This window comes from Paenibacillus sp. J22P143 (assembly GCF_059692035.1).
Genome location: NZ_JCAUAQ010000029.1, coordinates 1 through 19,898, shown reverse-complemented (window position 1 = coordinate 19,898; position 19,898 = coordinate 1). Strand labels below are relative to the sequence as shown.

Genomic DNA, 19,898 nt, shown 5'->3' with positions numbered 1-19,898 from the left:
CATGTTAGTACCTAAACGTGTAAAACACCGTAAAGAACACCGCGGTAACATGAAAGGTCGCGCTAAAGGCGGAACGGAAGTTGCTTTTGGCGAATATGGTCTGCAAGCGGTAGAACCGGCTTGGGTTTCCAACCGTCAAATCGAAGCAGCACGTATTGCCATGACACGTTACATCAAACGTGGCGGTAAAGTATGGATTAAAATTTTCCCAGCTAAACCAGTTACACAAAAGCCGCTTGAAGTTCGTATGGGTAGTGGTAAAGGTAGCGTGGAAAAATGGGTTGCCGTAGTAAAACCGGGCAAAATTTTGTTTGAACTAGCAGGTGTAAGCGAAGAGGTTGCTCGCGAAGCAATGCGTCTTGCAGCTCACAAGCTTCCAATCAAAACGAAGTTCGTGAAAAGAGAAGAAGTAGGCGGTGAAGCAAATGAAGGGTAGTGAATTCCGGAACTTAACCACTGCTGAAATCGAGCAAAAAGTTAATGGTTTTAAAGAAGAACTCTTTAACCTCCGTTTTCAACTAGCTACTGGTCAATTGGACAACCCGACTCAGATTCGTGATTTGCGTAAAGAGATCGCTCGTGCCAAGACTATTTTGCGTGAAAGAGAACTGGGTATTGGGTAACCAAATCTAGAAGGGAGTGTTCCTTAGATGACTGAACGTAACGATCGTAAAGTTCTGATCGGTAAGGTTGTCAGCGATAAAATGGATAAAACCATTGTTGTTGCTGTCGAAACTTACAAAAAACATGAACTCTACCACAAAAGAATCAAATCTACAAAGAAATTCAAAGCACATGATGAAAACAACCAAGCTAAGATTGGTGACACTGTGAAAATCAGTGAAACTAGACCGTTGTCCAAAGATAAAAGTTGGAGACTGGTTGAAATTCTTGAAGTGGCAGTTGTTATCTAATATTCTAGATATGAACCCCGAAAGGAGGGAATACGATGATTCAACCATTTACTCGTTTGGCTGTCGCTGACAACTCAGGTGCGAAACAATTAATGTGTATCCGCGTTTTGGGTGGTACTGGTCGTCGCGTTGGTCACATTGGTGATTTGATCGTATGTTCAGTAAAAGAAGCAACACCAGGTGGCGTTGTCAAAAAAGGTGACGTTGTTAAAGCAGTTATCGTTCGTACAAAGAGCGGAGCTCGCCGTAAAGACGGTTCATATATCTCATTTGATGAGAATGCAGCTGTTATCGTGAAAGAAGATAAAAGCCCACGTGGTACTCGTATCTTCGGACCAGTTGCTCGCGAACTTCGCGATAGAGACTTCATGAAGATCGTATCCTTGGCTCCAGAAGTTATCTAAGACGTGTTACGATGTTGTTTTCCAAAGCGGAGAACCCCAGGAGGTGTAGAAGCTAATGCCAAGACTTAAAAAGAGACTAGAATCTCATAACAATAAATTGCACGTGAAAAAAGACGATACTGTTTTTGTAATCACGGGCAAGGACAAAGGTAAGAAGGGCCGCGTTATCGCTGCTTACCCTCGTCAAAATCGTGTTCTTGTTGAAGGTGTAAACATGGTTAAGAAACATGCAAAACCATCCCAACTTAACCCACAAGGCGGTATCTTGAATCAAGAAGCTGCAATCCACGTATCTAACGTGATGCTAATTGATCCTAAGAGCGGCAAACCTACTCGCGTAGGATACAAAGTATTGGATAACGGAACGAAAGTTCGCATTGCGAAAAAATCCGGCGAAGTTATCGACTAATACACACATGTATGGAAAGGAGGCAATTGAGTCATGGCAGTAAGATTGAAAGATCGTTATTTGAACGAAATTACGCCTGCATTAATTCAAAAGTTCAACTACTCAACAGTTATGCAAGTGCCGAAAATCGAGAAAATCGTTATCAACATGGGTGTTGGTGAGGCTGTATCGAACTCCAAAGTACTTGACACTGCAGTAGAAGATCTTCAAAAGATCTCTGGTCAAAAACCGGTTGTAACAAAATCCAAAAAAGCAATCGCGGGTTTCAAACTTCGTGAAAACATGCCGATCGGCGCGAAAGTAACTCTTCGTGGTGAGCGCATGTACCACTTCTTGGATAAATTATTTAACGTATCACTTCCACGTGTACGTGACTTCCGCGGTATCTCCAACAAAGCATTTGATGGTCGTGGTAACTACACGCTTGGTTTGAAAGAACAACTCATTTTCCCTGAAATTGAGTATGATAAAATCGATAAAGTTCGTGGTATGGATATTGTTATCGTAACGACGGCTAAGTCCGACGAGGAAGCTCGCGAGCTTTTAACACAACTCGGAGCGCCTTTCGTAAAATAGGTTACCAGTCGTACCTATCAGGAGGTGTTATATTAAGTGGCAAAAACTTCGATGAAAGTCAAGCAGCAACGTACCCCGAAGTTTAAAGTGCAAGCATACACACGTTGTGAGCGCTGCGGGCGTCCGCATTCAGTGCTTCGCAAGTTCAAAATTTGTCGGATTTGTTTCCGCGAATTAGCACACTTGGGTCAGATTCCAGGCGTGAAAAAAGCAAGCTGGTAATCACCCTATTTTCGGGAAGGAGGTTTACACAAAATGGTCATGTCAGATCCAATTGCAGATATGCTAACACGCATTCGTAATGCGAACATCGTACGTCATGAAACAGTTGAAATCCCTGCATCAAAAGTGAAAAGGGAAATCGCTGAAATCCTTAAAAAAGAAGGATTTATCCGTGATGCTGAGTACGTTCAAGATAGCAAACAAGGTATCATTCGTTTGTTCCTGAAATACGGTTCAAACAATGAGCGTGTTATCTCTGGTTTGAAAAGAATTTCGAAACCAGGTCTACGCGTTTATACAAAATCACAAGAAGTCCCTCGTGTTCTGGGCGGATTAGGGATTGCCATCATCTCCACGTCTCAAGGAGTTATGACGGATAAAGATGCTCGTCAATCCAAAGCTGGCGGAGAGGTTATCTGCTACGTTTGGTAATACAATTGTAATTGAATGGAGGTGCAAACATGTCTCGTATTGGTCGTAAGCCAATCACCATTCCAAGTGGTGTAAATGTAACACTAGACAATACTCAAATCACGGTAAACGGTCCTAAAGGATCCCTGTCCCGTGAACTTCATAAAGATATGAAAGTAAGTGTTCTAGAAAACGAGATTTCTGTTGAGCGTCCTTCCGATAACAAGCTCCACCGTTCCCTGCATGGTACAACACGTAGTGTTGTTGCCAACATGGTAAGTGGTGTTACGGAAGGGTTCACGAAATCGTTGGATCTAGTAGGCGTTGGTTACCGTGCAAACAAAAGCGGTGACAAATTGGTTCTCAACGTTGGGTACTCCCATCCAGTTGAAATCAACCCTGAGAACGGTATTGAGTTCGATGTTCCAACGAACACGAAGATCATCGTTAAAGGTATTGATAAAGAGCTAGTTGGCGCAATGGCAGCGAAAGTTCGTTCCGTACGTGAACCAGAACCGTATAAAGGTAAAGGTATCAAGTATGAAGGCGAACGTATTCTTCGTAAAGAAGGTAAAGCTGGTAAGAAGAAATAAGATCGAAAGATCGCGGGTAATAGCTAAGAGTTTTCGAATGAAAACTTGCTACGTAAGCATAAGCCTCGCATCATAAGATGATGAAAGGAGTGTAAGTATAGATGATTACTAAAAGCGATAAAAATAAAGCTCGTCTGAAAAGACACCTTCGTGTTCGTAAGAAAATTGAAGGTACAACTCTTCGCCCACGTTTGAACATTTTCCGTTCATCCAAACATATGTATGCTCAACTAATCGATGATACAACTGGTGTAACAATCGTTGCAGCTTCGACTCAAGATAAAGAGCTGAAAAGTGAAATTGGTAACGGTGGTAACGTTGAAGCTGCTCGTAAAGTTGGCGCATTAATCGCGGCACGTGCGAAAGAAAAAGGTTTAGACAAAGTGGTTTTTGACCGCGGTGGATACCTTTATCATGGACGTGTTCAAGCATTAGCTGACGCAGCTCGTGAAGCTGGTCTTGAATTCTAGAATACATTAATAAGGAGGTAAAAGACTTGCGTGTAGATCCTAATACTTTAGAGCTAACAGAAAAAGTCGTAAATATTAATCGCGTAGCTAAAGTAGTAAAAGGCGGACGTCGTTTCAGCTTCAGCGCACTTGTTGTCGTTGGCGATGGCAATGGCTGGGTTGGTGCAGGAATCGGTAAAGCTTCCGAAGTTCCAGATGCAATCCGTAAAGGAATTGAAGATGCGAAAAAGAACTTGATTCATGTTCCTATCGTAGGCACTTCGATTCCTCACCTTGTTACTGGTAAATTTGGCGCAGGACGCGTTCTATTGAAACCAGCATCCCAAGGTACAGGAGTTATCGCAGGCGGACCAGTTCGTGCAGTACTTGAACTTGCTGGTGTAGGCGATATCTTGACAAAATCCCTGGGTTCATCGAACTCCATGAACATGGTTAACGCAACGCTTGAAGGCTTAAGCCGCTTGAAAAAAGCGGAAGAAGTTGCAAAGCTTCGCGGTAAATCTGTTCAAGAGCTATTAGGTTAGGAGGGGTAAACATGGCTAAACAATTACAGGTTACCCTAAAACGCAGCTTGATCGGCCGTCCTGAAACGCAACGCATTACTGTGAAAACACTTGGTCTTCGTAAAATTAACCAAACTGTTCTTCACCAAGATAATGCTGCAATCAGAGGTATGGTTAATCAAGTAAGCCATTTGGTAGAAGTTAAAGAAATCGAAGCATAGAATACGAATTTAAGATCTAGAGGAGGTGTGCAACGATGAAGTTACATGAGCTAAGTTCTGCTACAGGTTCTCGTCACACTCGTAAACGTGTTGGCCGTGGTACAAGTAGCGGCATGGGTAAAACATCAACTCGCGGGCATAAAGGTCAAAACGCACGTTCCGGTGGAGGCGTTCGTCCTGGATTCGAGGGTGGACAAAACCCATTGTACCGTCGTTTACCTAAACGTGGATTCACGAACCGTTTCCGTACGGAGTACGCGATCGTTAATCTTGAAGATTTGAACAATTTCGCAGCTGGTACCGAAGTTACTCCAGAAGTATTGATGGAGACTGGTATTGTAAAGGCTCCTAAAGACGGAATTAAGATTTTAGGAAACGGTGAAATCACAGTAAAATTAACCGTTAAAGCGAATAAGTTCTCTCAATCAGCGATTGAGAAAATCCAAGCTGCCGGCGGTCAAACCGAGGTGATTTAATGTTCACTACCATAGCCAACATCTTCAAAGTAGAAGATTTACGCAGAAGGATTCTCTTCACGCTTATCTTGCTAATCGTCTACCGTTTGGGCGCATTCATTCCGGTCCCAAACATTAATACAGATGTTCTGAAACTTCAAGATCAAGCGAATCAGAGCGATGTCTTTGGTTTGCTTAACACGTTCTCCGGCGGTGCGCTCTTCCAATTCTCCATCTTCGCGATGGGAATTATGCCTTATATCACGGCTTCGATCATTGTTCAGCTTTTGTCCATGGATGTAATCCCGCGCTTCGCGCAATGGGCAAAAGAAGGAGATGTCGGAAGAAAGAAAATGACGCAGGTGACTCGTTACGGTACGATTGTTCTAGGGTTGATTCAAGCATTCGGTTTATCAATTGGATTTAACCGCCTTTACAGTGGTCTAGTCATTGATTCCGGATTTACAACTTTCGCATTAATCGCTATCGTGTTGACCGCTGGTACAGCTTTCTTGATGTGGCTAGGTGAGCAAATCACGGAGTATGGGATTGGTAACGGTATTTCCATTATCATCTTTGCTGGGATCGTTTCTGCGATTCCAACAAGTATTCAGCAAATCTACAAATCACTCTTTGCAACCGATGGAGCATTATTCCTGAATATTGTAAAGCTAATCATTATTGCATTAGTTGTTATCTTGATTATTGCTGGCGTTATATTCGTACAACAAGGTGTTCGTAAGATACCTGTACAATATGCTAAGCGAGTAGTTGGCCGTAAAATGTATGGTGGGCAAACAACACACATTCCACTTAAAGTGAATGCTGCTGGTGTTATCCCTGTAATCTTCGCATTATCACTTTTGATGTTTCCTCCAACCATTGCAAGTTACTGGAGAGGGAATGTTGTTGCAGAATGGATTATTAACAATTTGAGTATAAACCAAACTGCACCATTAGCGATTGTACTTTATGTACTGCTGATTATTGGTTTCACCTACTTCTACACCTTCGTACAAATTAATCCAGTTCAAATGGCTGATCAGATGAAGAAAAATGGCGGATACATACCTGGTATCAGACCAGGTAAAACTACGTCGACTTATCTGACACGCGTAATGACTAGAATTACTCTTTCTGGAGCTCTGTTTCTCTCAGCAATTTCTATTCTTCCAATGTTATTTGGAGGACTTGCTGGTTTGCCTAGTTCGGTTCAAATAGGTGGTACATCTTTACTTATCGTAGTAGGCGTTGGTCTTGAGACAATGAAGCAAATCGAGAGCCAATTGATTAAGCGTCATTACAAAGGGTTCATCAATAAATAGCTAATAGGTTCTGATGGGGCAAGTTCTGCGACATCGGCACCTATTGTGCTGTTCGTAATGCCGAGTGCGATGGGGAGGTTTTAATTGTGAACGTAATATTTATGGGGCCTCCTGGTGCAGGCAAAGGTACGCAAGCAGAGAAAATCGTTTCTGAATTTCAAATTCCTCATATCTCTACAGGCGACGCATTTCGCGCAGCAATGAGCCAAGGTACTCCAATGGGTATCGAAGCTAAAGGGTATGTGGATAAGGGACTTCTTGTTCCTGATGAAATAACGAACGGAATTGTGAGAGAGCGTCTTGCCCAGCCGGATTGCGATAAAGGATTTTTGCTTGATGGGTTTCCTAGAACGGTAGCTCAAGCAGACGCATTATCTGAAATTGTAGATTCACTTGGTAAGAAGATTGAAGTCGTAATCAATCTTGCTGTTGATCGCAGTTATCTGTTGGCACGACTAACTGGCCGAAGAATTTGTAAATCCTGTGCTTCTACGTATCATGTCATCTTCAACCCACCTCAGCAAGAAGGCGTATGCGATAAATGTTCCGGTGAGTTGTACCAACGATCTGATGATACGGAAGAGAAAGTCGGAACACGTTTGGATGAATACATCAACAAAACGGCTCCGCTTCTGGATTACTACCAAAAGAGGGAATTATTGCGTGAGGTTAACGGGGAACAAGACATTCATGCGGTAACCGAACAAATTAGCTCACTGCTACGAGGTCTAGCGTAATGATCATTTGTAAGTCCGAGGTTGAACTAGACCTAATGCGAGAAGCTGGTCGTATCGTAGCCGAAACGCACCGCTTATTGGCAAGGGCGATTCGTCCGAACATTACAACGAAAGAACTTGATCAGATCGCAGAGGAATTCATTCGCAGTCAGGGAGCAATTCCATCTTTCAAAGGTTACAATGGTTTTCCTGGGAGCATTTGTGCTTCAGTCAACGAAGAATTAGTTCATGGTATTCCTGGTCCAAGAAAGCTAGTTGAGGGTGACATTATCAGTATTGATATTGGCGCTCAATATAAAGGTTATCATGGAGATTCTGCTTGGACATATCCTGTCGGTGAAATTTCTGAAACTGCTCAGCGTTTGTTGACAGTAACTGAAGAATCACTCTATCGAGGCATTGCAGAAGCTAAACCGGATGCTAGACTCTACACGTTGTCGCATGCAATCCAAACTTGTATTGAAGACGCAGGCTTCTCCGTGGTTATAGAGTATGTCGGTCATGGTATTGGAACGGATCTTCACGAAGAACCCCAAATTCCGAACTATGGTATACCTGACAAAGGTCCTCGACTCAAACCAGGCATGGTCCTAGCCATTGAACCCATGGTGGTTGTTGGCGAAAGATTTGTCCAAACACTCGAAGACGATTGGACTGTCGTCACTACGGATCGTACTTTATGTGCTCATTTCGAACATACGGTTGCTATAACGGCAGGTGGTTATGAAATATTAACTTTGCCTAGATCGTAGGTGAACTGAGTGGATAGTAAGATTCCGCAAGTGGGTCAAATCGTAAAGGTGCTTCGCGGTAGAGATCCCGGAGAATATGCGGTCGTGATTGGGTTTGTGGATCATCGTTTTGTCTGGCTTGCCGACGGCGATCATCGCAAATTCGATCAGCCGAAAAAGAAGAACCTGAATCATCTTCATTTACAAGAAACGATTAGCAGTGAAGTAGCGTCAAGCATTAGGGAAACAGGTCGTGTGACTAATGGGAAATTGCGCTTTGCAATCGCCAAATTCGTTGAACTTATGCAAGTTGAAGCACAAGAGAAAGGAGAATGACTGTGGCCAAAGAAGATGTAATTGAAGTAGAAGGTACAGTGATTGAACCTCTTCCGAATGCAATGTTTAAAGTTGAATTGGAAAATGGTCATAAAATCCTAGCCCATGTTTCAGGAAAAATCAGAATGCATTTTATCCGCATTTTGCCTGGAGATAAGGTTACCGTAGAATTATCGCCTTATGATTTGACGAGAGGCCGTATAACCTACCGTTTCAAATAAATGTTCGGCTTAGAAGTAATACTCTCTCAAGACGTATGCTTACGAAGCAAGTTTTCTAACGAAAACGCAACATGGTCGCTTACGATGAAAAGGAGGGCTTAAAATGAAAGTAAGACCGTCAGTAAAACCGATTTGTGAGAAATGTAAAGTTATTCGCCGTAAAGGTAAAGTAATGGTAATTTGTGAAACACCTAAGCACAAACAAAAACAAGGTTAAAAGGAGGTGCATTCTGTAGATGGCACGTTTAGCTGGAGTTGACTTACCTCGTGACAAACGAGTTGTAATCGCGTTGACTTACATTTTCGGTATCGGCACTACAACTGCTCAGAAAATCATTGCTTCCACAGGTATCGATGCGAGTACTCGCGTTCGTGACTTGACTGAAGATGAAGTGAGCAAAATCCGTGATGTAATTGACAAAACCCTTAAAGTAGAAGGCGATCTTCGCCGTGAAATTTCCCTTAACATCAAACGTCTAATCGAAATCGGATCCTACCGTGGTCTTCGTCACCGCCGTGGTCTTCCTGTTCGTGGTCAACGTACTAAAACGAATGCTCGTACACGTAAAGGTCCTCGTCGTACAGTAGCTAATAAGAAGAAATAATAAAGGGGGTTAGAGCTAATGGCAAAACCTAAAAAAGTCGTCCGTACGAAACGTCGTGACCGGAAAAATATTGAGAGCGGTGTAGCACACATCCGTTCAACATTTAACAACACGATCGTAACGATCACGGATCCGCATGGTAACGCAATTTCTTGGGCAAGTTCAGGAAACCTTGGATTCAAAGGTTCCCGTAAAAGTACTCCTTTCGCAGCACAAATGGCAGCTGAAAAAGCAGCTAAAGCAGCAATGGAGCATGGCTTGAAAACAGTTGAAGTTATGGTTAAAGGTCCAGGCGCTGGCCGCGAAGCAGCTATCCGCTCTTTGCAAGCAGCAGGTCTTGAAGTAAACCTGATTAAAGACGTGACGCCGGTTCCTCATAATGGCTGCCGTCCTCCAAAACGTCGTCGCGTATAATTCAGGATCACTTTGTAGTATAATTATTCTAAAATCGTGAATAATGGTTTGAAGGATAGGCATACTATGAAATTTTCAACGAAGTATCCAGAGGGAACCGACGTATTGAATGGAGGGTACATTTCATGATCGAAATCGAAAAGCCAAAAATAGAAACTGTAGCATTAAGTGAAGATGGCGCTTATGGTAGATTTATCATTGAGCCATTGGAGCGTGGCTACGGTACAACCTTAGGAAACTCACTACGTCGTATCTTACTGTCCTCCTTACCGGGGGCAGCTGTAACCTCTGTCCAAATCGATGGCGTTTTGCACGAATTTTCAACGATTCCTGGCGTGCTTGAGGATGTAACGGAAATTATCCTCAATCTGAAAGGTCTATCGTTGAAGATTCACTCCGATGAGGAGAAAGTGCTAGAAATTGATGCAGAAGGAGAAGGTAATATTACTGCGGCTGATATCCGTGGTGACAGTGATGTTGAAATCCTTAACCCGGATTTGCATATCGCTACCTTGTCTCCAGATGCACGTCTTCACATGAGGATTCATGCGGGCAGAGGGCGCGGTTACGTCCAATCAGACAAAAATAAGCATGAAGAGCAACCGATTGGAGTAATTCCAATTGATTCGATCTACACGCCTATTACTCGGGTAAACTACGCAATTGAGAATACTCGCGTCGGCCAAGTGACTAACTATGATAAGTTGACCCTCGAAGTGTGGACCGATGGAAGTATTCGACCAGAAGAAGCAGTAAGCTTGGGCGCGAAAATCTTGACTGAGCATTTGAACTTGTTCGTCGGTTTAACGGATGAAGCAAAAGATGCTGAGATCATGGTTGAGAAAGAAGAAGATAAGAAAGAGAAAGTTCTTGAGATGACCATTGAAGAACTTGACCTTTCCGTTCGTTCTTACAACTGCCTCAAACGTGCAGGGATTAATACCGTACAAGAGCTGATTACCAAAACAGAAGAAGACATGATGAAAGTTCGGAACTTAGGCCGTAAATCACTTGAAGAAGTTCAAGAGAAGCTCGAAGAGCTGGGATTGGGTCTACGTACTGAGGAATAATCTTGTCAGAAGGAGGTTAACTCAATGAACTACAGAAAATTGAACCGCGATTCCAGTAATCGTAAAGCATTATTTCGTGATCTGGTAACGGATCTGTTCATACATGAGCGCATTCAAACAACAGAAGCAAAAGCTAAAGAAATTCGTTCAATCGCTGAGAAGTTAATTACTCTTGCGAAACGCGGAGATCTTCATGCACGCCGTCAGGTTGCTGCTTTTGTTCGTAGAGAAGCTGCTAACGAAAATCAAGATGCGATTCAAAAACTATTCTCTGAATTGGCACCACGTTATTCCGAGCGTCCAGGCGGATACACTCGTATCCTTAAACTGGGACCACGCCGCGGTGACGCAGCACCAATGGTTTACCTAGAGCTAGTAGATCGCGCATAGAAGACGGATGGGAAAGGGTGGACGGAATCACTAGATTCTGGTGAAGCCCTTTTTTTGCAGTCTTGGATCGCATTCTAGTGATGAGAGATGCGTAAGCAACTCAGACTAGGTAGAAAGGATGACTCATGGAGGAACAAGCCTTGAGAAATCTACGTTTTACCATAAGCTATGATGGCACATCTTATTCTGGTTTTCAGATACAACCTAGATCTGACACAGTACAATATCGGTTAGAGCAGGCTGTTTTTCTGTTGACAGGTGAGACGGTGAAAGTCATTTCATCAGGGCGTACAGATGCCGGTGTTCATGCAAAAGCGCAGGTTATTAATTTTGCAACGAGTTCTAAGATTCCAGTGGAACGTTGGTGTTTAGCTCTAAATGCTAGACTACCCAGGGATATCGTCGCGCATACGGCGGAAGAAGTCCTTCCTACTTTTCACTCTCGCAAAGCCGCGAAACGTAAGACATACTGTTATACGATTCGTTCGGCGCGCTTCCCTGATGTCTTTCACCGCAACTTCGAGTATCATCACCCCACACATTTAAATGTGGAAGCCATGAGAGAGGCGCTCCCTTGTTTGCTAGGTGAGCATGATTTTACTTCGTTTTGCACAGTGAGAACGGATAAGGAAATCAAAGTGAGAACCTTGTATGAGGTACGTATGGAGACGGAAACCGATGAGTTGTTGGCGACAGGTAAAGTAGAACGTATCCGGTTGATCATAACGGGCAATGGTTTTCTTTATAACATGGTGAGGATCATCATAGGGACGTTGATACAGATCGGCGAGGGTAAGAGGCCACCTAGTGACATGCTGCGTGTTCTCGAGGCCAGAGACCGTTCTCAAGCGGGTCCTACAGCTGAAGCCATGGGATTAACCTTGTGGAAAGTCGACTATTAAAAAGTTATCATCACCACTTGATTCTTAAGACATTATCGTGTAAAATATAACTTGGCGTTTCGTGATCGGCTACCCCACAGCCCCTGATCACAAATGACCGATAACCATCCATCGCTTATGTTGAATTAACAACTATAACTTATGTATTTCAGATATATTTTTAGGAGGATTAAGCATGCGCACCACATATATGGCTAAGCCAAATGAAGTAGAGCGTAAATGGTACATTGTTGACGCTGCAGGCCAAACACTTGGCCGTCTTGCAAGTGAAGTTGCTAGCATTATCCGCGGTAAGCACAAACCGGAGTTCACTCCACACGTAGATACTGGTGATTTCGTTGTTGTTATCAATGCTTCCCAAATTAAGCTTACTGGTAAGAAAATGCAAAACAAAATGTACTACCGTCACTCTATGTACCAAGGTGGTTTGAGAGTGACATCCGCTCAGGACTTACTTAACACTAAGCCTGATCGTATGATCGAATTCGCAGTTCATGGTATGCTTCCTAAGAACCGTCTAGGCGACAGCTTGAAAACTAAGCTTAAAGTCTACGGTGGAGCAGAGCATCCGCACCAAGCACAACTACCAGAAGTCTGGAATCTTCGCGGTTAATATAAGGAGGAACGTTTCGTGGCACAAGTTCAATATTATGGAACGGGTCGTCGTAAACATTCGGTAGCGCGTGTTCGCTTAATACCGGGTGAAGGACGCATCATTATCAATAAACGTGATCTAGATGAGTATTTCGGTCTAGAGACGTTGAAGCTAATCGTTAAACAACCACTTGCTCTAACTGAAACTATCGGTCAATACGATGTTCTAGTTCTTGCTAATGGCGGCGGCATCAGCGGACAAGCTGGAGCAATTCGTCACGGTATCTCCCGTGCATTGTTGAAAGCTGATCCGGAATATCGTGGATCCTTGAAAAAAGCTGGATTCCTAACACGTGATTCCCGTATGAAAGAGCGTAAAAAATACGGATTGAAAGCAGCACGTCGTGCTCCTCAATTCTCCAAACGTTAAGATCGTGTGCCTCTGGCACTCAAGGAAAACCTTTTCGGCTTATGGCTGGGAAGGTTTTTCTTTTTTTTATTATAGAATAGTCCAAAATTGACTTTAGAAAATAAGTTAATACCAAAATGATAAAAAGTCATTGACACCTTCTAGAAGTCGGATATAATGAAAATATAAATCATACAATATCAGTCGGGATTATCGACTATTGGAGGAATCGTACGATGAATCTATTTGAAAAAGAAGCGTTCGTTACGAAAGCTGCGGAAGAATTTGAAAATCAATCGCCTGAAGCCATATTGAAATTAGCTGTTGATACGTTCGGAAGATTAACCCTTGCTTGTAGTTTTGGTGCTGAAGATGTTGTGCTTGTCGACATGCTTCAGAAGATTAACCCGAATGTAGATATTTTTTACCTAGATACGAATGTGCATTTTGACGAAACTTATGAAACAAAAGATCGTCTAGAGAAACACTACGGTACGAAATTCGTTCAAGTATTGCCTAAGCTAACGCTTGAAGAGCAAGCGGAGAAATTTGGCGATGAGCTTTGGAAGAGTGACGCGAACCAATGCTGTAACATTCGTAAAGTTGATCCATTGACTGACATTCTTAAAAATTATGATGCTTGGATTACGGGCATTCGCCGCGATCAAGCGCCTACTCGTGCTAATGCTAAAAAAGTGGAGTATGATGTGAAGTTTGGTCTAATCAAATTCAATCCACTTGCAGGTTGGACATCTGAAGATGTATGGCAATATATTCGCGACAACGATGTTATCTACAATCCACTTCATGATCGTAATTACCCTAGTATTGGTTGCACGCATTGCACACGCCAAGTAGCTGACGGTGAGGACCCTCGTGCAGGTCGCTGGGCGAGTATAGAGAAAACGGAATGTGGTCTGCATAAATAAGTTTAATCCGCTTGTACTAAAAAAAATACTATCCTAGGTGTAAATCAAGCTGCCATGTGTTATACAGGCCCTCGTGAGGCGATTCTACATGCGATTGTACGGTAGATACTAGGGTTGCACGGATTTCATCGTTGGACGCGATCACGCTGGCGTTGGGGACTACTACGGCGCGTATGAAATACATGAGATTTACAGTAATAACTTCTGAAAGAAATGGGCATAACTCCCTTATTCTTTGAACACTGCTTCTTCTGGAAGTCCTTATCGAAGATTTAAAGGGCCCTGAATATCAAGTGTAGTCTGGTATATTTGTCCACCCTGTCCCATATAGATGTTACAGAGTCTATAGGGGAACAGAGGTGGATTTTTTATGCGTAAAAGGAAGAAGAGATTGGTGGTATGGCTGACCTTTCACAGTGGTCTGAAACTAATGCTCTCCGCCTTATTGGTTGCATTGGTTGTTTTTATTTATGCGTACGAGCTCCCTACAACGAAGACCTGGTCTGATTGGACGCTCCCTCTATCGGGTAAGACAATAGCGCTAGATGCGGGTCACGGAGGGCCTGATGGCGGGGCAGAGAGCAAGGATGGGATCATTGAGAAGGATATCAATTTGGCGATCACCTTGCGGCTGCGCGATTATTTGCAACAAGCTGGTGCAATCGTAGTTCTGACGAGAGAAACGGATACGGATTTGGCCGAGGCGGGTACTAAAGGCTATAGCAAAAGGAAAACGCAGGATCTCCACAACCGCGCGGACTTGATACAAGAAAATAAAGCCGATATGTTTTTGAGTATCCATTTGAACAGTATACCTTCTGAAAAATGGCGAGGCGCACAAACGTTCTATTACTTGAACAATCCGGCTAATCCTAATCTCGCGGCTCTCATTCAGGCTGAATTAAAGCGGAATTTAGAGAATACGGATCGTGAAGCAAAATTAGCGGATAAGACGGTATACTTGTTAAAAACATTGAAAATACCGAGCGCCCTCGTTGAGGTAGGCTTTCTTTCAAACCCGCAAGAAGCGAAATTACTCGCGGATGAAAATTATCAGAAGATGCTTGCTGCTTCCGTATATCAAGGGATTTTGAGATATTTTGCAGGGGAAAAAGTGGGTTCCGCTTCATAATGTGTTATAATTAAAGCCGCGAATACAATGTCTCAATAAAGGTGTGATGTGGCTATGGTACATAAAGATCAAATCCTAGAAGCTTTAAACACGCTAATAGAACCTCAGTTCAATAAAAGCGTAGTAGAATTAAATTTGATTCGTGATGTAATGGTGAAGGAAGATGCCGTTTCCTTAAGCTTAATTGTTATTACAGAAGATGAAGGATTCAAGGAGCAGGCCAAAGCATTCATTCAACAATCTTTAGCAAATATAGGAGTACCTCAAGTTCATATTCGTTTTAGATTGATAACGGACCATGAACGTAGTCGTTTAGAAGGGCCTGCACAGCAGTCGGATCCAATAAATCCGTCAAAGCCTGTTCAACCCCCAATCCAGCAGCCGATTCTTGGACAATCCTCTACCGTTGAGTTTATCGCGGTTGCGAGTGGTAAGGGTGGTGTTGGTAAATCAACCGTCACTGTTAATTTAGCAGTTGCTCTAGCTCGTAAGGGGAAAAAGGTTGGGATCATCGATGCGGATATTTATGGTTTTAGTATTCCAGATATGATGGGGATTGAAGAACAGCCTCAGCTCGTTGAAAATGTGATTATTCCTGTTGAGAAATTCGGAGTAAAAGTGATTTCGATGGGCTTCTTTGTCCAAGACAATGCGCCTGTTGTATGGCGTGGACCGATGTTGGGTAAAATGCTGCGTAACTTCTTCAACGAAGTAAATTGGGGAGATGTTGAATACATCCTGCTAGACCTTCCACCAGGAACGGGGGACGTCGCGCTAGATGTGCATCAGCTCATCCCGCAAAGTAAAGAGGTCATTGTCACGACACCGCATGCAACAGCTGCCTTTGTAGCTGCTAGAGCAGGTGCGATGGCGATTCAAACGAATCATGAAATTTTGGGTATCGTTGAGAACATGTCTTATTATGAGAGTAAGGACGGAAGCGTTGATTACATTTTTGGTAAAGGTGGCGGAGCTAAGCTTGCAGAAGATTTACATAGCGAGCTATTAGCACAAATCCCTTTAGGTGCTCCGGATAATCATATTTCTGAAAAGGATTACTCACCATCGGTGTATAAAGCAGATTCGAAAGCAGGCAAAATCTATTTAGAAATAGCAGATAGAATGATTGCGAAGCTTGAAAAATGAGAAAGGAAGAGGGTGCAGAGAATTCTGCAATCTCTTCCTTTTCTTTTATGAACCAGAGTCAGAACCGCTGTCTTTTTTCTCTTCATCTTGTTTTTGGGAGTCATCACCTGAGGATTCTTCCTTCTGTTTTCCATCCCCGCCTTCTTCTTTTTTCTCCCCTTCCTTAGCTTTATCTTCACTTTTTTCTGCGCTTTTTGCGGAAGGCATTTGATCAGGCTTGCTTTGCTGAGCAATAGCAGACTTAAGTAATTCGACCAATTGTGCCCGAAATAGAGGGCTTTGGATGGATTCTTCCATCACTGTCATCATTTGCTGACGGTATGGCGCTGTTTTCATGACATCAAGAACCATCTTCTCGTAATCCGGATTTTTCATTACATCAATAAGAGATTTTTGGTAAGTAGGATCCTTCAGCAATTCTTTGAACATCTGTTTGGTATCCTTTTGAATCGCAGTAGCGAAGTCACCTGCAAACTTAGGATCCTTCATCATATCGGTCAAAAACATATTATTTTCCTTGGCAGTCAGAACATCCTTTACAGCCATCTGGAGTTGGAGGGATTCATTGGCCGACAATAGCTTGATTTGGGATTGCCCTGCAACGCTATTCGTGCCAACTTCGCCATTCATAATACTTCGATTTGCAGCACTGATGGCTTTTTTGCCATCATCTGATTTAAGGATATCGAGAATCATCGTTTTCTGTTCTTTATACGTATTGGCTTGTGACTGGCCTTGTGATGAGTTATCAGTTCCGCATGAAGCGAGAAGTAAAGTCATTGAAATGATCGGTAGGACCTGAAGCTTTCTAAGTCTTGTTTTAAACATAACGACATGCTCCCTTCCCTTAACTTTAATAGTCATAGTATGTGTGGTTAGGGTCAGAATATAAGGGGTCAATATTGGCTTTTTATCGCAAAGGTTGGTACAATTAACAATTAGAGTTGATGTGTGGAGGTAATTGAACGTGACATTGCGTAAATGGTTTCACTTATTTTGGACAACATTGGTATTTGGTTCAGTAGCTTCAGTAGTAATGGGGCTTATTCTTCAATTTTCTGACAAAGAGTTTTCTGTGATGGGTATATCTGGCGTTGGGTTTAATGTGTTCAATATGCTCCTATGTGGCGCATTAATAAGTGTATTTAGTCAAATGGGATTTTTCGCATACTTAATCGTTAGATTTATTGCGGTTGGTTTTGTTCGATCTAAGACAATATTTGAACTAATTCAAATTGCCATCATTATTTTTGTGTTATTTGAACTTGTATTTCTGAGAATCACTAATTCTGAGAATTCAGAAAGTATGATCGGTTACTTCGTTTTACCAATTGTACTTATCATAATTTCGATAGCGGTGAGCTATTGGAAATCGAAGTTAACGAATCGAAATGCATTTGTTCCGACCTTATTTTTTATGTTTGCCGTAACTGTCCTAGAGTCTGTACCTGCTTTGAAATTGGATATAGCAGCTTCAACTATATTTATGTTGGCGCCTTTACTCGTAAGTAATGCATGGCAAATTCTGACCTTACATAAAATATTGGACAACAAAAAGAGCTAATTCAATTAGCTCTTTTTTAAAATCTATTCGTTTAAATTAGTGAACTTGTTTCATGGCTTGATCCTCAACAGGAGTAGTATCAACTTGCGTTTGTTTAATAAGCTCACTCACGCTCACAAATTGATACCCTTTTGCTCGTAATTGCTCAATAATCTCGGGTAGTGCCTCATGTGTTTGTTGAGAAGAATCACTTGCATGTAGCAAGACGATATCTCCGGGGTGCGCTTTGCTAACAACGCGGTTAACTATAGTGTCGACCCCTTTATTGAGCCAATCCTGAGAGTCTGTATCCCACTGAATAACGGAGTAGCCGAGATCATCAGCAATACGTAACACGCGCTTGTCGAAATCACCATTCGGTAAACGAATGAGATTAGGTTCCTTTCCAATTAATTCTGTTAAAATCCCGTGGGCTGTAGAAATTTGGTTGCGGATTTCCTCATCGCTAAGCGTACTGTAATTGTCGAATTTATTCCCGTGACTGCCAATTTCGAAGCCATTACTTTTGATATGTGCAACAATATTAGGATGGCTCTTGCTCCAAGGAGAAGATAAGAAGAATGTCGCATCTTTAACTCCGTTGTCCTTCAGAATTTTCAAGATGGGTTCAGCACGAGTATCCCCCCAGGAGATATCAAAGGTTAGGGCTATAACCTTCTTTTCGGTTTGCACGCTGTAAATAGCCGAAGGTTCAGAGTTCATAAAGACAGATACATTACTCTGTTCAGAATATACAATGGCCGCGGAGAAGATAATGGCAAGAGCAATAAATAAGTATTGTTTCAATTTACGTGCGTTGATTACAAAAAAGTAGTTCATGATTAGCTTGTACCTCCTCTATGTCAGGCAGTTGAAAGCTTGTATACCCTTTAGTAAATAATGTATGCTCGTACACATAGCACTTATGCTTCCGAAATTGGAGGAAATAGAGAATGAATTTACAGGCCTTACTTAGACATTTTAAAGAAATGAAGCATTACTTTATCGTGGTCGTTCTTGTTTTTGGTTTTAGTCTTTATATGGGATGGGCGAATTCAGAACAATTTACACATTTTTTGGAAAAGCAATTAGAGGGGCTCCGGCCTTTGATTAAATCAATAAGCAGTAAAGAGAATCCACAAGTCTGGCTGTTCATTTTTATCTTTTTGAATAATGCGATTAAGACCGTTCTTGTTGTATTCAGCGGAATACTCCTTGGTGTTATTCCTCTCTTTATGTTAATCGCAAATGGGATGATTCTAGGCTATGTACTCTCCATACAGGAGAATGAAAGTACCATAACGATAGTCCTAAAGGGTATATTGCCACATGGTATCATTGAGATCCCAGTTATTTTACTGGCATGTGCATATGGACTGAAGTTAGGGATGCTAGTTTGGAAAATGGGAATTCAACTATTAGTGCCGGCAGAGAAGAGAACTGCTGGAATTGAATTCGAAAGAATGCTTCAACTATCGAAGCCACTAAGCGTAGTTATTGTCATTCTGCTTTTTGTGGCAGCTATAATAGAAAGTACACTTACTTACTGGTTGGTGCATTTGTAAAATATTTTCAATCCTCTGTCATAAAACTGGGAAAATCTGAGCATAACAATAAGGCGGAAATGAAAAGGGTGTGTTTGGCCCTACATGTCTGCCTAACGAACTGTTAGTGCCATGAATCTCTACAGTCGAGAGGGGTTTGGATGGATGTATGCTCGGATTTTTGTTCAATGAGAGAGAATGCAGAGAATTGGACTATGTACTGCGCAAAGAATTAGACGAAATGTTATTCGATCTCAATGATAAGAGAATTGATCAAGAGATAAAGGGAGCAATAGAATCCAGGTATAAGGTTATCTTCCGGATGTATGCTCGCCTAGCAACGCCGAAGGAAATATCGAAATATGCGAGAAACCGTAATTACCAAGCTCAAAAAAAATAGGGGGTAAGTGCTTGACTTACCCTCTCTATCTGTGTTATTTTATAACTCGTCACTTCGCAATAAAGCGAGTGAGTCTAATTGAAACAGCATTTCGAAATAAAATATTTCAAAAAAGACTTGCAATCTTCGTGGGCACTGTGGTATATTTAAAAAGTCGCCGCTAAACGGACGACGAACAAAACGAAAGAAATTGATCTTTGAAAACTGAACAACGAGTGAGTAAGCACGAACGAGAAATCGTTCAAAAAAAGAGATTGCAAAATCTCGCTAGCAACGCAAATGAGCAATTAAG

The 19,898-nt window shown here is 42.2% G+C and carries 34 protein-coding genes and 1 pseudogene; 33 read left to right on the top strand and 2 right to left on the bottom strand.

Annotated features, from left to right (window positions below):
• Nucleotide 1: 1 nt before the first annotated feature.
• From rplP to salA, 30 genes and pseudogenes are all read left to right on the top strand, one after another.
• Nucleotides 2–436: a 50S ribosomal protein L16 gene (gene rplP / locus AC58PQ_RS25445; RefSeq protein WP_028557488.1), complete on the top strand. Its 435-nt coding sequence runs from the start codon at nt 2–4 to the stop codon at nt 434–436.
• On the top strand, nt 426–623 hold the full coding sequence (rpmC, locus tag AC58PQ_RS25440) for a 50S ribosomal protein L29 (RefSeq protein WP_028557487.1): 198 nt from the start codon (nt 426–428) through the stop codon (nt 621–623). Before rplP ends, rpmC begins: the two co-directional genes overlap by 11 nt.
• Nucleotides 624–650: 27 nt before the next feature.
• Entirely contained in the window at nt 651–914 is a 264-nt protein-coding gene (gene rpsQ, locus AC58PQ_RS25435) for a 30S ribosomal protein S17 (RefSeq protein ID WP_028557486.1), read from the top strand.
• 35 nt (nt 915–949) lie between these two features.
• Nucleotides 950–1,318 (top strand): 50S ribosomal protein L14, encoded by a 369-nt coding sequence (rplN, locus tag AC58PQ_RS25430; RefSeq protein WP_028557485.1) that lies wholly within the window; start codon nt 950–952, stop codon nt 1,316–1,318.
• A 55-nt stretch (nt 1,319–1,373) separates the two neighbouring features.
• Nucleotides 1,374–1,727: a 50S ribosomal protein L24 gene (rplX, locus tag AC58PQ_RS25425; protein WP_081787661.1), complete on the top strand. Its 354-nt coding sequence runs from the start codon at nt 1,374–1,376 to the stop codon at nt 1,725–1,727.
• Nucleotides 1,728–1,760: 33 nt separating this feature from the next.
• Complete coding sequence (gene rplE / locus AC58PQ_RS25420; protein ID WP_028557483.1) at nt 1,761–2,303, top strand: 50S ribosomal protein L5; 543 nt, start codon at nt 1,761–1,763, stop codon at nt 2,301–2,303.
• A 36-nt stretch (nt 2,304–2,339) separates the two neighbouring features.
• Nucleotides 2,340–2,525 carry a type Z 30S ribosomal protein S14 gene (locus AC58PQ_RS25415; protein ID WP_028557482.1) on the top strand — a complete coding sequence of 62 codons (186 nt, stop codon included), beginning with the start codon at nt 2,340–2,342 and terminating at the stop codon, nt 2,523–2,525.
• Between the two features lie 33 nt (nt 2,526–2,558).
• Nucleotides 2,559–2,957 (top strand): 30S ribosomal protein S8, encoded by a 399-nt coding sequence (rpsH, locus tag AC58PQ_RS25410; protein ID WP_028557481.1) that lies wholly within the window; start codon nt 2,559–2,561, stop codon nt 2,955–2,957.
• A gap of 29 nt (nt 2,958–2,986) precedes the next feature.
• Nucleotides 2,987–3,529, top strand: coding sequence for a 50S ribosomal protein L6 (rplF, locus tag AC58PQ_RS25405; RefSeq protein ID WP_497246575.1), 543 nt, complete (start codon nt 2,987–2,989; stop codon nt 3,527–3,529).
• Nucleotides 3,530–3,630: 101 nt separating this feature from the next.
• A complete protein-coding gene (gene rplR, locus AC58PQ_RS25400; RefSeq protein WP_056618280.1) occupies nt 3,631–3,999 on the top strand; it encodes a 50S ribosomal protein L18 in 369 nt (122 codons plus the stop codon).
• A 26-nt stretch (nt 4,000–4,025) separates the two neighbouring features.
• Nucleotides 4,026–4,523 (top strand): 30S ribosomal protein S5, encoded by a 498-nt coding sequence (rpsE, locus tag AC58PQ_RS25395; protein WP_028557478.1) that lies wholly within the window; start codon nt 4,026–4,028, stop codon nt 4,521–4,523.
• Between the two features lie 11 nt (nt 4,524–4,534).
• A complete protein-coding gene (gene rpmD, locus AC58PQ_RS25390; protein ID WP_056618272.1) occupies nt 4,535–4,723 on the top strand; it encodes a 50S ribosomal protein L30 in 189 nt (62 codons plus the stop codon).
• A gap of 35 nt (nt 4,724–4,758) precedes the next feature.
• Nucleotides 4,759–5,199 carry a 50S ribosomal protein L15 gene (rplO, locus tag AC58PQ_RS25385; RefSeq protein ID WP_047683177.1) on the top strand — a complete coding sequence of 147 codons (441 nt, stop codon included), beginning with the start codon at nt 4,759–4,761 and terminating at the stop codon, nt 5,197–5,199.
• A complete protein-coding gene (gene secY / locus AC58PQ_RS25380; RefSeq protein WP_497246573.1) occupies nt 5,199–6,503 on the top strand; it encodes a preprotein translocase subunit SecY in 1,305 nt (434 codons plus the stop codon). Before rplO ends, secY begins: the two co-directional genes overlap by 1 nt.
• 86 nt (nt 6,504–6,589) lie before the next feature.
• Nucleotides 6,590–7,240 carry an adenylate kinase gene (locus tag AC58PQ_RS25375; RefSeq protein WP_497246571.1) on the top strand — a complete coding sequence of 217 codons (651 nt, stop codon included), beginning with the start codon at nt 6,590–6,592 and terminating at the stop codon, nt 7,238–7,240.
• Nucleotides 7,240–7,992 carry a type I methionyl aminopeptidase gene (gene map, locus AC58PQ_RS25370; RefSeq protein ID WP_497246569.1) on the top strand — a complete coding sequence of 251 codons (753 nt, stop codon included), beginning with the start codon at nt 7,240–7,242 and terminating at the stop codon, nt 7,990–7,992. The genes AC58PQ_RS25375 and map overlap by 1 nt, the downstream gene beginning before the upstream one ends.
• Nucleotides 7,993–8,001: 9 nt before the next feature.
• Nucleotides 8,002–8,307: a hypothetical protein gene (locus AC58PQ_RS25365; RefSeq protein WP_497246567.1), complete on the top strand. Its 306-nt coding sequence runs from the start codon at nt 8,002–8,004 to the stop codon at nt 8,305–8,307.
• 2 nt (nt 8,308–8,309) lie between these two features.
• Nucleotides 8,310–8,528 carry a translation initiation factor IF-1 gene (gene infA, locus AC58PQ_RS25360; RefSeq protein ID WP_009676800.1) on the top strand — a complete coding sequence of 73 codons (219 nt, stop codon included), beginning with the start codon at nt 8,310–8,312 and terminating at the stop codon, nt 8,526–8,528.
• A 103-nt stretch (nt 8,529–8,631) separates the two neighbouring features.
• Nucleotides 8,632–8,745, top strand: a complete 114-nt coding sequence (rpmJ, locus tag AC58PQ_RS25355; RefSeq protein WP_171632730.1) for a 50S ribosomal protein L36 — start codon at nt 8,632–8,634, stop codon at nt 8,743–8,745.
• A gap of 19 nt (nt 8,746–8,764) precedes the next feature.
• The gene (rpsM, locus tag AC58PQ_RS25350; RefSeq protein ID WP_028557471.1) at nt 8,765–9,133 is read left to right on the top strand and encodes a 30S ribosomal protein S13; all 369 of its coding nucleotides are present in this window, start codon (nt 8,765–8,767) and stop codon (nt 9,131–9,133) included.
• An 18-nt stretch (nt 9,134–9,151) separates the two neighbouring features.
• Complete coding sequence (gene rpsK, locus AC58PQ_RS25345) at nt 9,152–9,547, top strand: 30S ribosomal protein S11 (RefSeq protein ID WP_028557470.1); 396 nt, start codon at nt 9,152–9,154, stop codon at nt 9,545–9,547.
• A gap of 125 nt (nt 9,548–9,672) precedes the next feature.
• Nucleotides 9,673–10,617, top strand: coding sequence for a DNA-directed RNA polymerase subunit alpha (locus tag AC58PQ_RS25340; protein WP_028557469.1), 945 nt, complete (start codon nt 9,673–9,675; stop codon nt 10,615–10,617).
• 24 nt (nt 10,618–10,641) lie between these two features.
• The gene (gene rplQ / locus AC58PQ_RS25335) at nt 10,642–11,007 is read left to right on the top strand and encodes a 50S ribosomal protein L17 (protein ID WP_056618253.1); all 366 of its coding nucleotides are present in this window, start codon (nt 10,642–10,644) and stop codon (nt 11,005–11,007) included.
• Nucleotides 11,008–11,147: 140 nt separating this feature from the next.
• Nucleotides 11,148–11,909 (top strand): tRNA pseudouridine(38-40) synthase TruA, encoded by a 762-nt coding sequence (truA, locus tag AC58PQ_RS25330; protein ID WP_497246565.1) that lies wholly within the window; start codon nt 11,148–11,150, stop codon nt 11,907–11,909.
• 175 nt (nt 11,910–12,084) lie between these two features.
• Nucleotides 12,085–12,522, top strand: a complete 438-nt coding sequence (gene rplM / locus AC58PQ_RS25325) for a 50S ribosomal protein L13 (protein WP_497246563.1) — start codon at nt 12,085–12,087, stop codon at nt 12,520–12,522.
• Between the two features lie 18 nt (nt 12,523–12,540).
• Entirely contained in the window at nt 12,541–12,933 is a 393-nt protein-coding gene (gene rpsI / locus AC58PQ_RS25320) for a 30S ribosomal protein S9 (protein ID WP_028557465.1), read from the top strand.
• Nucleotides 12,934–13,148: 215 nt separating this feature from the next.
• Nucleotides 13,149–13,841 carry a phosphoadenylyl-sulfate reductase gene (locus AC58PQ_RS25315; protein ID WP_497246561.1) on the top strand — a complete coding sequence of 231 codons (693 nt, stop codon included), beginning with the start codon at nt 13,149–13,151 and terminating at the stop codon, nt 13,839–13,841.
• Between the two features lie 27 nt (nt 13,842–13,868).
• A pseudogene (gene sat / locus AC58PQ_RS25310) lies at nt 13,869–14,093 on the top strand (sulfate adenylyltransferase); the annotation flags it as partial.
• Nucleotides 14,094–14,211: 118 nt separating this feature from the next.
• On the top strand, nt 14,212–14,973 hold the full coding sequence (gene cwlD, locus AC58PQ_RS25305; protein ID WP_497246559.1) for an N-acetylmuramoyl-L-alanine amidase CwlD: 762 nt from the start codon (nt 14,212–14,214) through the stop codon (nt 14,971–14,973).
• A 54-nt stretch (nt 14,974–15,027) separates the two neighbouring features.
• Nucleotides 15,028–16,119, top strand: coding sequence for an iron-sulfur carrier protein/transcriptional regulator SalA (gene salA, locus AC58PQ_RS25300; RefSeq protein ID WP_497246557.1), 1,092 nt, complete (start codon nt 15,028–15,030; stop codon nt 16,117–16,119).
• 45 nt (nt 16,120–16,164) lie between these two features.
• On the opposite strand, the gene gerD is transcribed toward salA, so the two are convergent.
• Entirely contained in the window at nt 16,165–16,947 is a 783-nt protein-coding gene (gene gerD / locus AC58PQ_RS25295) for a spore germination lipoprotein GerD (protein ID WP_497246555.1), read from the bottom strand.
• 139 nt (nt 16,948–17,086) lie between these two features.
• Here gerD and AC58PQ_RS25290 point away from each other — a divergent pair, with 139 nt between their 5' ends.
• A complete protein-coding gene (locus tag AC58PQ_RS25290; protein ID WP_497246553.1) occupies nt 17,087–17,683 on the top strand; it encodes a KinB-signaling pathway activation protein in 597 nt (198 codons plus the stop codon).
• A 36-nt stretch (nt 17,684–17,719) separates the two neighbouring features.
• On the opposite strand, the gene pdaB is transcribed toward AC58PQ_RS25290, so the two are convergent.
• Complete coding sequence (pdaB, locus tag AC58PQ_RS25285) at nt 17,720–18,502, bottom strand: polysaccharide deacetylase family sporulation protein PdaB (protein ID WP_497246551.1); 783 nt, start codon at nt 18,500–18,502, stop codon at nt 17,720–17,722.
• A gap of 113 nt (nt 18,503–18,615) precedes the next feature.
• Here pdaB and AC58PQ_RS25280 point away from each other — a divergent pair, with 113 nt between their 5' ends.
• Together AC58PQ_RS25280 and AC58PQ_RS25275 are read left to right on the top strand one after the other, a co-directional pair.
• Nucleotides 18,616–19,227 (top strand): stage II sporulation protein M, encoded by a 612-nt coding sequence (locus AC58PQ_RS25280; RefSeq protein WP_497246549.1) that lies wholly within the window; start codon nt 18,616–18,618, stop codon nt 19,225–19,227.
• 148 nt (nt 19,228–19,375) lie between these two features.
• Entirely contained in the window at nt 19,376–19,606 is a 231-nt protein-coding gene (locus AC58PQ_RS25275) for a hypothetical protein (protein ID WP_056618222.1), read from the top strand.
• The last annotated feature ends 292 nt before the right edge of the window (nt 19,607–19,898 follow it).

Excerpts from the sequence above, each read along its gene's own strand:
- rplP (WP_028557488.1), top strand. The coding sequence starts at position 2 with ATGTTAGTACCTAAACGTGTAAAACACCGTAAAGAACACCGCGGTAAC.
- rpmC (WP_028557487.1), top strand. The coding sequence starts at position 426 with ATGAAGGGTAGTGAATTCCGGAACTTAACCACTGCTGAAATCGAGCAA.
- rpsQ (WP_028557486.1), top strand. The coding sequence starts at position 651 with ATGACTGAACGTAACGATCGTAAAGTTCTGATCGGTAAGGTTGTCAGC.
- rplN (WP_028557485.1), top strand. The coding sequence starts at position 950 with ATGATTCAACCATTTACTCGTTTGGCTGTCGCTGACAACTCAGGTGCG.
- rplX (WP_081787661.1), top strand. The coding sequence starts at position 1,374 with ATGCCAAGACTTAAAAAGAGACTAGAATCTCATAACAATAAATTGCAC.
- rplE (WP_028557483.1), top strand. The coding sequence starts at position 1,761 with ATGGCAGTAAGATTGAAAGATCGTTATTTGAACGAAATTACGCCTGCA.
- rpsH (WP_028557481.1), top strand. The coding sequence starts at position 2,559 with ATGGTCATGTCAGATCCAATTGCAGATATGCTAACACGCATTCGTAAT.
- rplF (WP_497246575.1), top strand. The coding sequence starts at position 2,987 with ATGTCTCGTATTGGTCGTAAGCCAATCACCATTCCAAGTGGTGTAAAT.
- rplR (WP_056618280.1), top strand. The coding sequence starts at position 3,631 with ATGATTACTAAAAGCGATAAAAATAAAGCTCGTCTGAAAAGACACCTT.
- rpmD (WP_056618272.1), top strand. The coding sequence starts at position 4,535 with ATGGCTAAACAATTACAGGTTACCCTAAAACGCAGCTTGATCGGCCGT.
- rplO (WP_047683177.1), top strand. The coding sequence starts at position 4,759 with ATGAAGTTACATGAGCTAAGTTCTGCTACAGGTTCTCGTCACACTCGT.
- secY (WP_497246573.1), top strand. The coding sequence starts at position 5,199 with ATGTTCACTACCATAGCCAACATCTTCAAAGTAGAAGATTTACGCAGA.
- map (WP_497246569.1), top strand. The coding sequence starts at position 7,240 with ATGATCATTTGTAAGTCCGAGGTTGAACTAGACCTAATGCGAGAAGCT.
- rpmJ (WP_171632730.1), top strand. The coding sequence starts at position 8,632 with ATGAAAGTAAGACCGTCAGTAAAACCGATTTGTGAGAAATGTAAAGTT.
- rpsM (WP_028557471.1), top strand. The coding sequence starts at position 8,765 with ATGGCACGTTTAGCTGGAGTTGACTTACCTCGTGACAAACGAGTTGTA.
- rpsK (WP_028557470.1), top strand. The coding sequence starts at position 9,152 with ATGGCAAAACCTAAAAAAGTCGTCCGTACGAAACGTCGTGACCGGAAA.
- AC58PQ_RS25340 (WP_028557469.1), top strand. The coding sequence starts at position 9,673 with ATGATCGAAATCGAAAAGCCAAAAATAGAAACTGTAGCATTAAGTGAA.
- rplQ (WP_056618253.1), top strand. The coding sequence starts at position 10,642 with ATGAACTACAGAAAATTGAACCGCGATTCCAGTAATCGTAAAGCATTA.
- rplM (WP_497246563.1), top strand. The coding sequence starts at position 12,085 with ATGCGCACCACATATATGGCTAAGCCAAATGAAGTAGAGCGTAAATGG.
- AC58PQ_RS25315 (WP_497246561.1), top strand. The coding sequence starts at position 13,149 with ATGAATCTATTTGAAAAAGAAGCGTTCGTTACGAAAGCTGCGGAAGAA.
- cwlD (WP_497246559.1), top strand. The coding sequence starts at position 14,212 with ATGCGTAAAAGGAAGAAGAGATTGGTGGTATGGCTGACCTTTCACAGT.
- salA (WP_497246557.1), top strand. The coding sequence starts at position 15,028 with ATGGTACATAAAGATCAAATCCTAGAAGCTTTAAACACGCTAATAGAA.
- gerD (WP_497246555.1), bottom strand. The coding sequence starts at position 16,947 with ATGTTTAAAACAAGACTTAGAAAGCTTCAGGTCCTACCGATCATTTCA.
- pdaB (WP_497246551.1), bottom strand. The coding sequence starts at position 18,502 with ATGAACTACTTTTTTGTAATCAACGCACGTAAATTGAAACAATACTTA.
- AC58PQ_RS25280 (WP_497246549.1), top strand. The coding sequence starts at position 18,616 with ATGAATTTACAGGCCTTACTTAGACATTTTAAAGAAATGAAGCATTAC.
- AC58PQ_RS25275 (WP_056618222.1), top strand. The coding sequence starts at position 19,376 with ATGCTCGGATTTTTGTTCAATGAGAGAGAATGCAGAGAATTGGACTAT.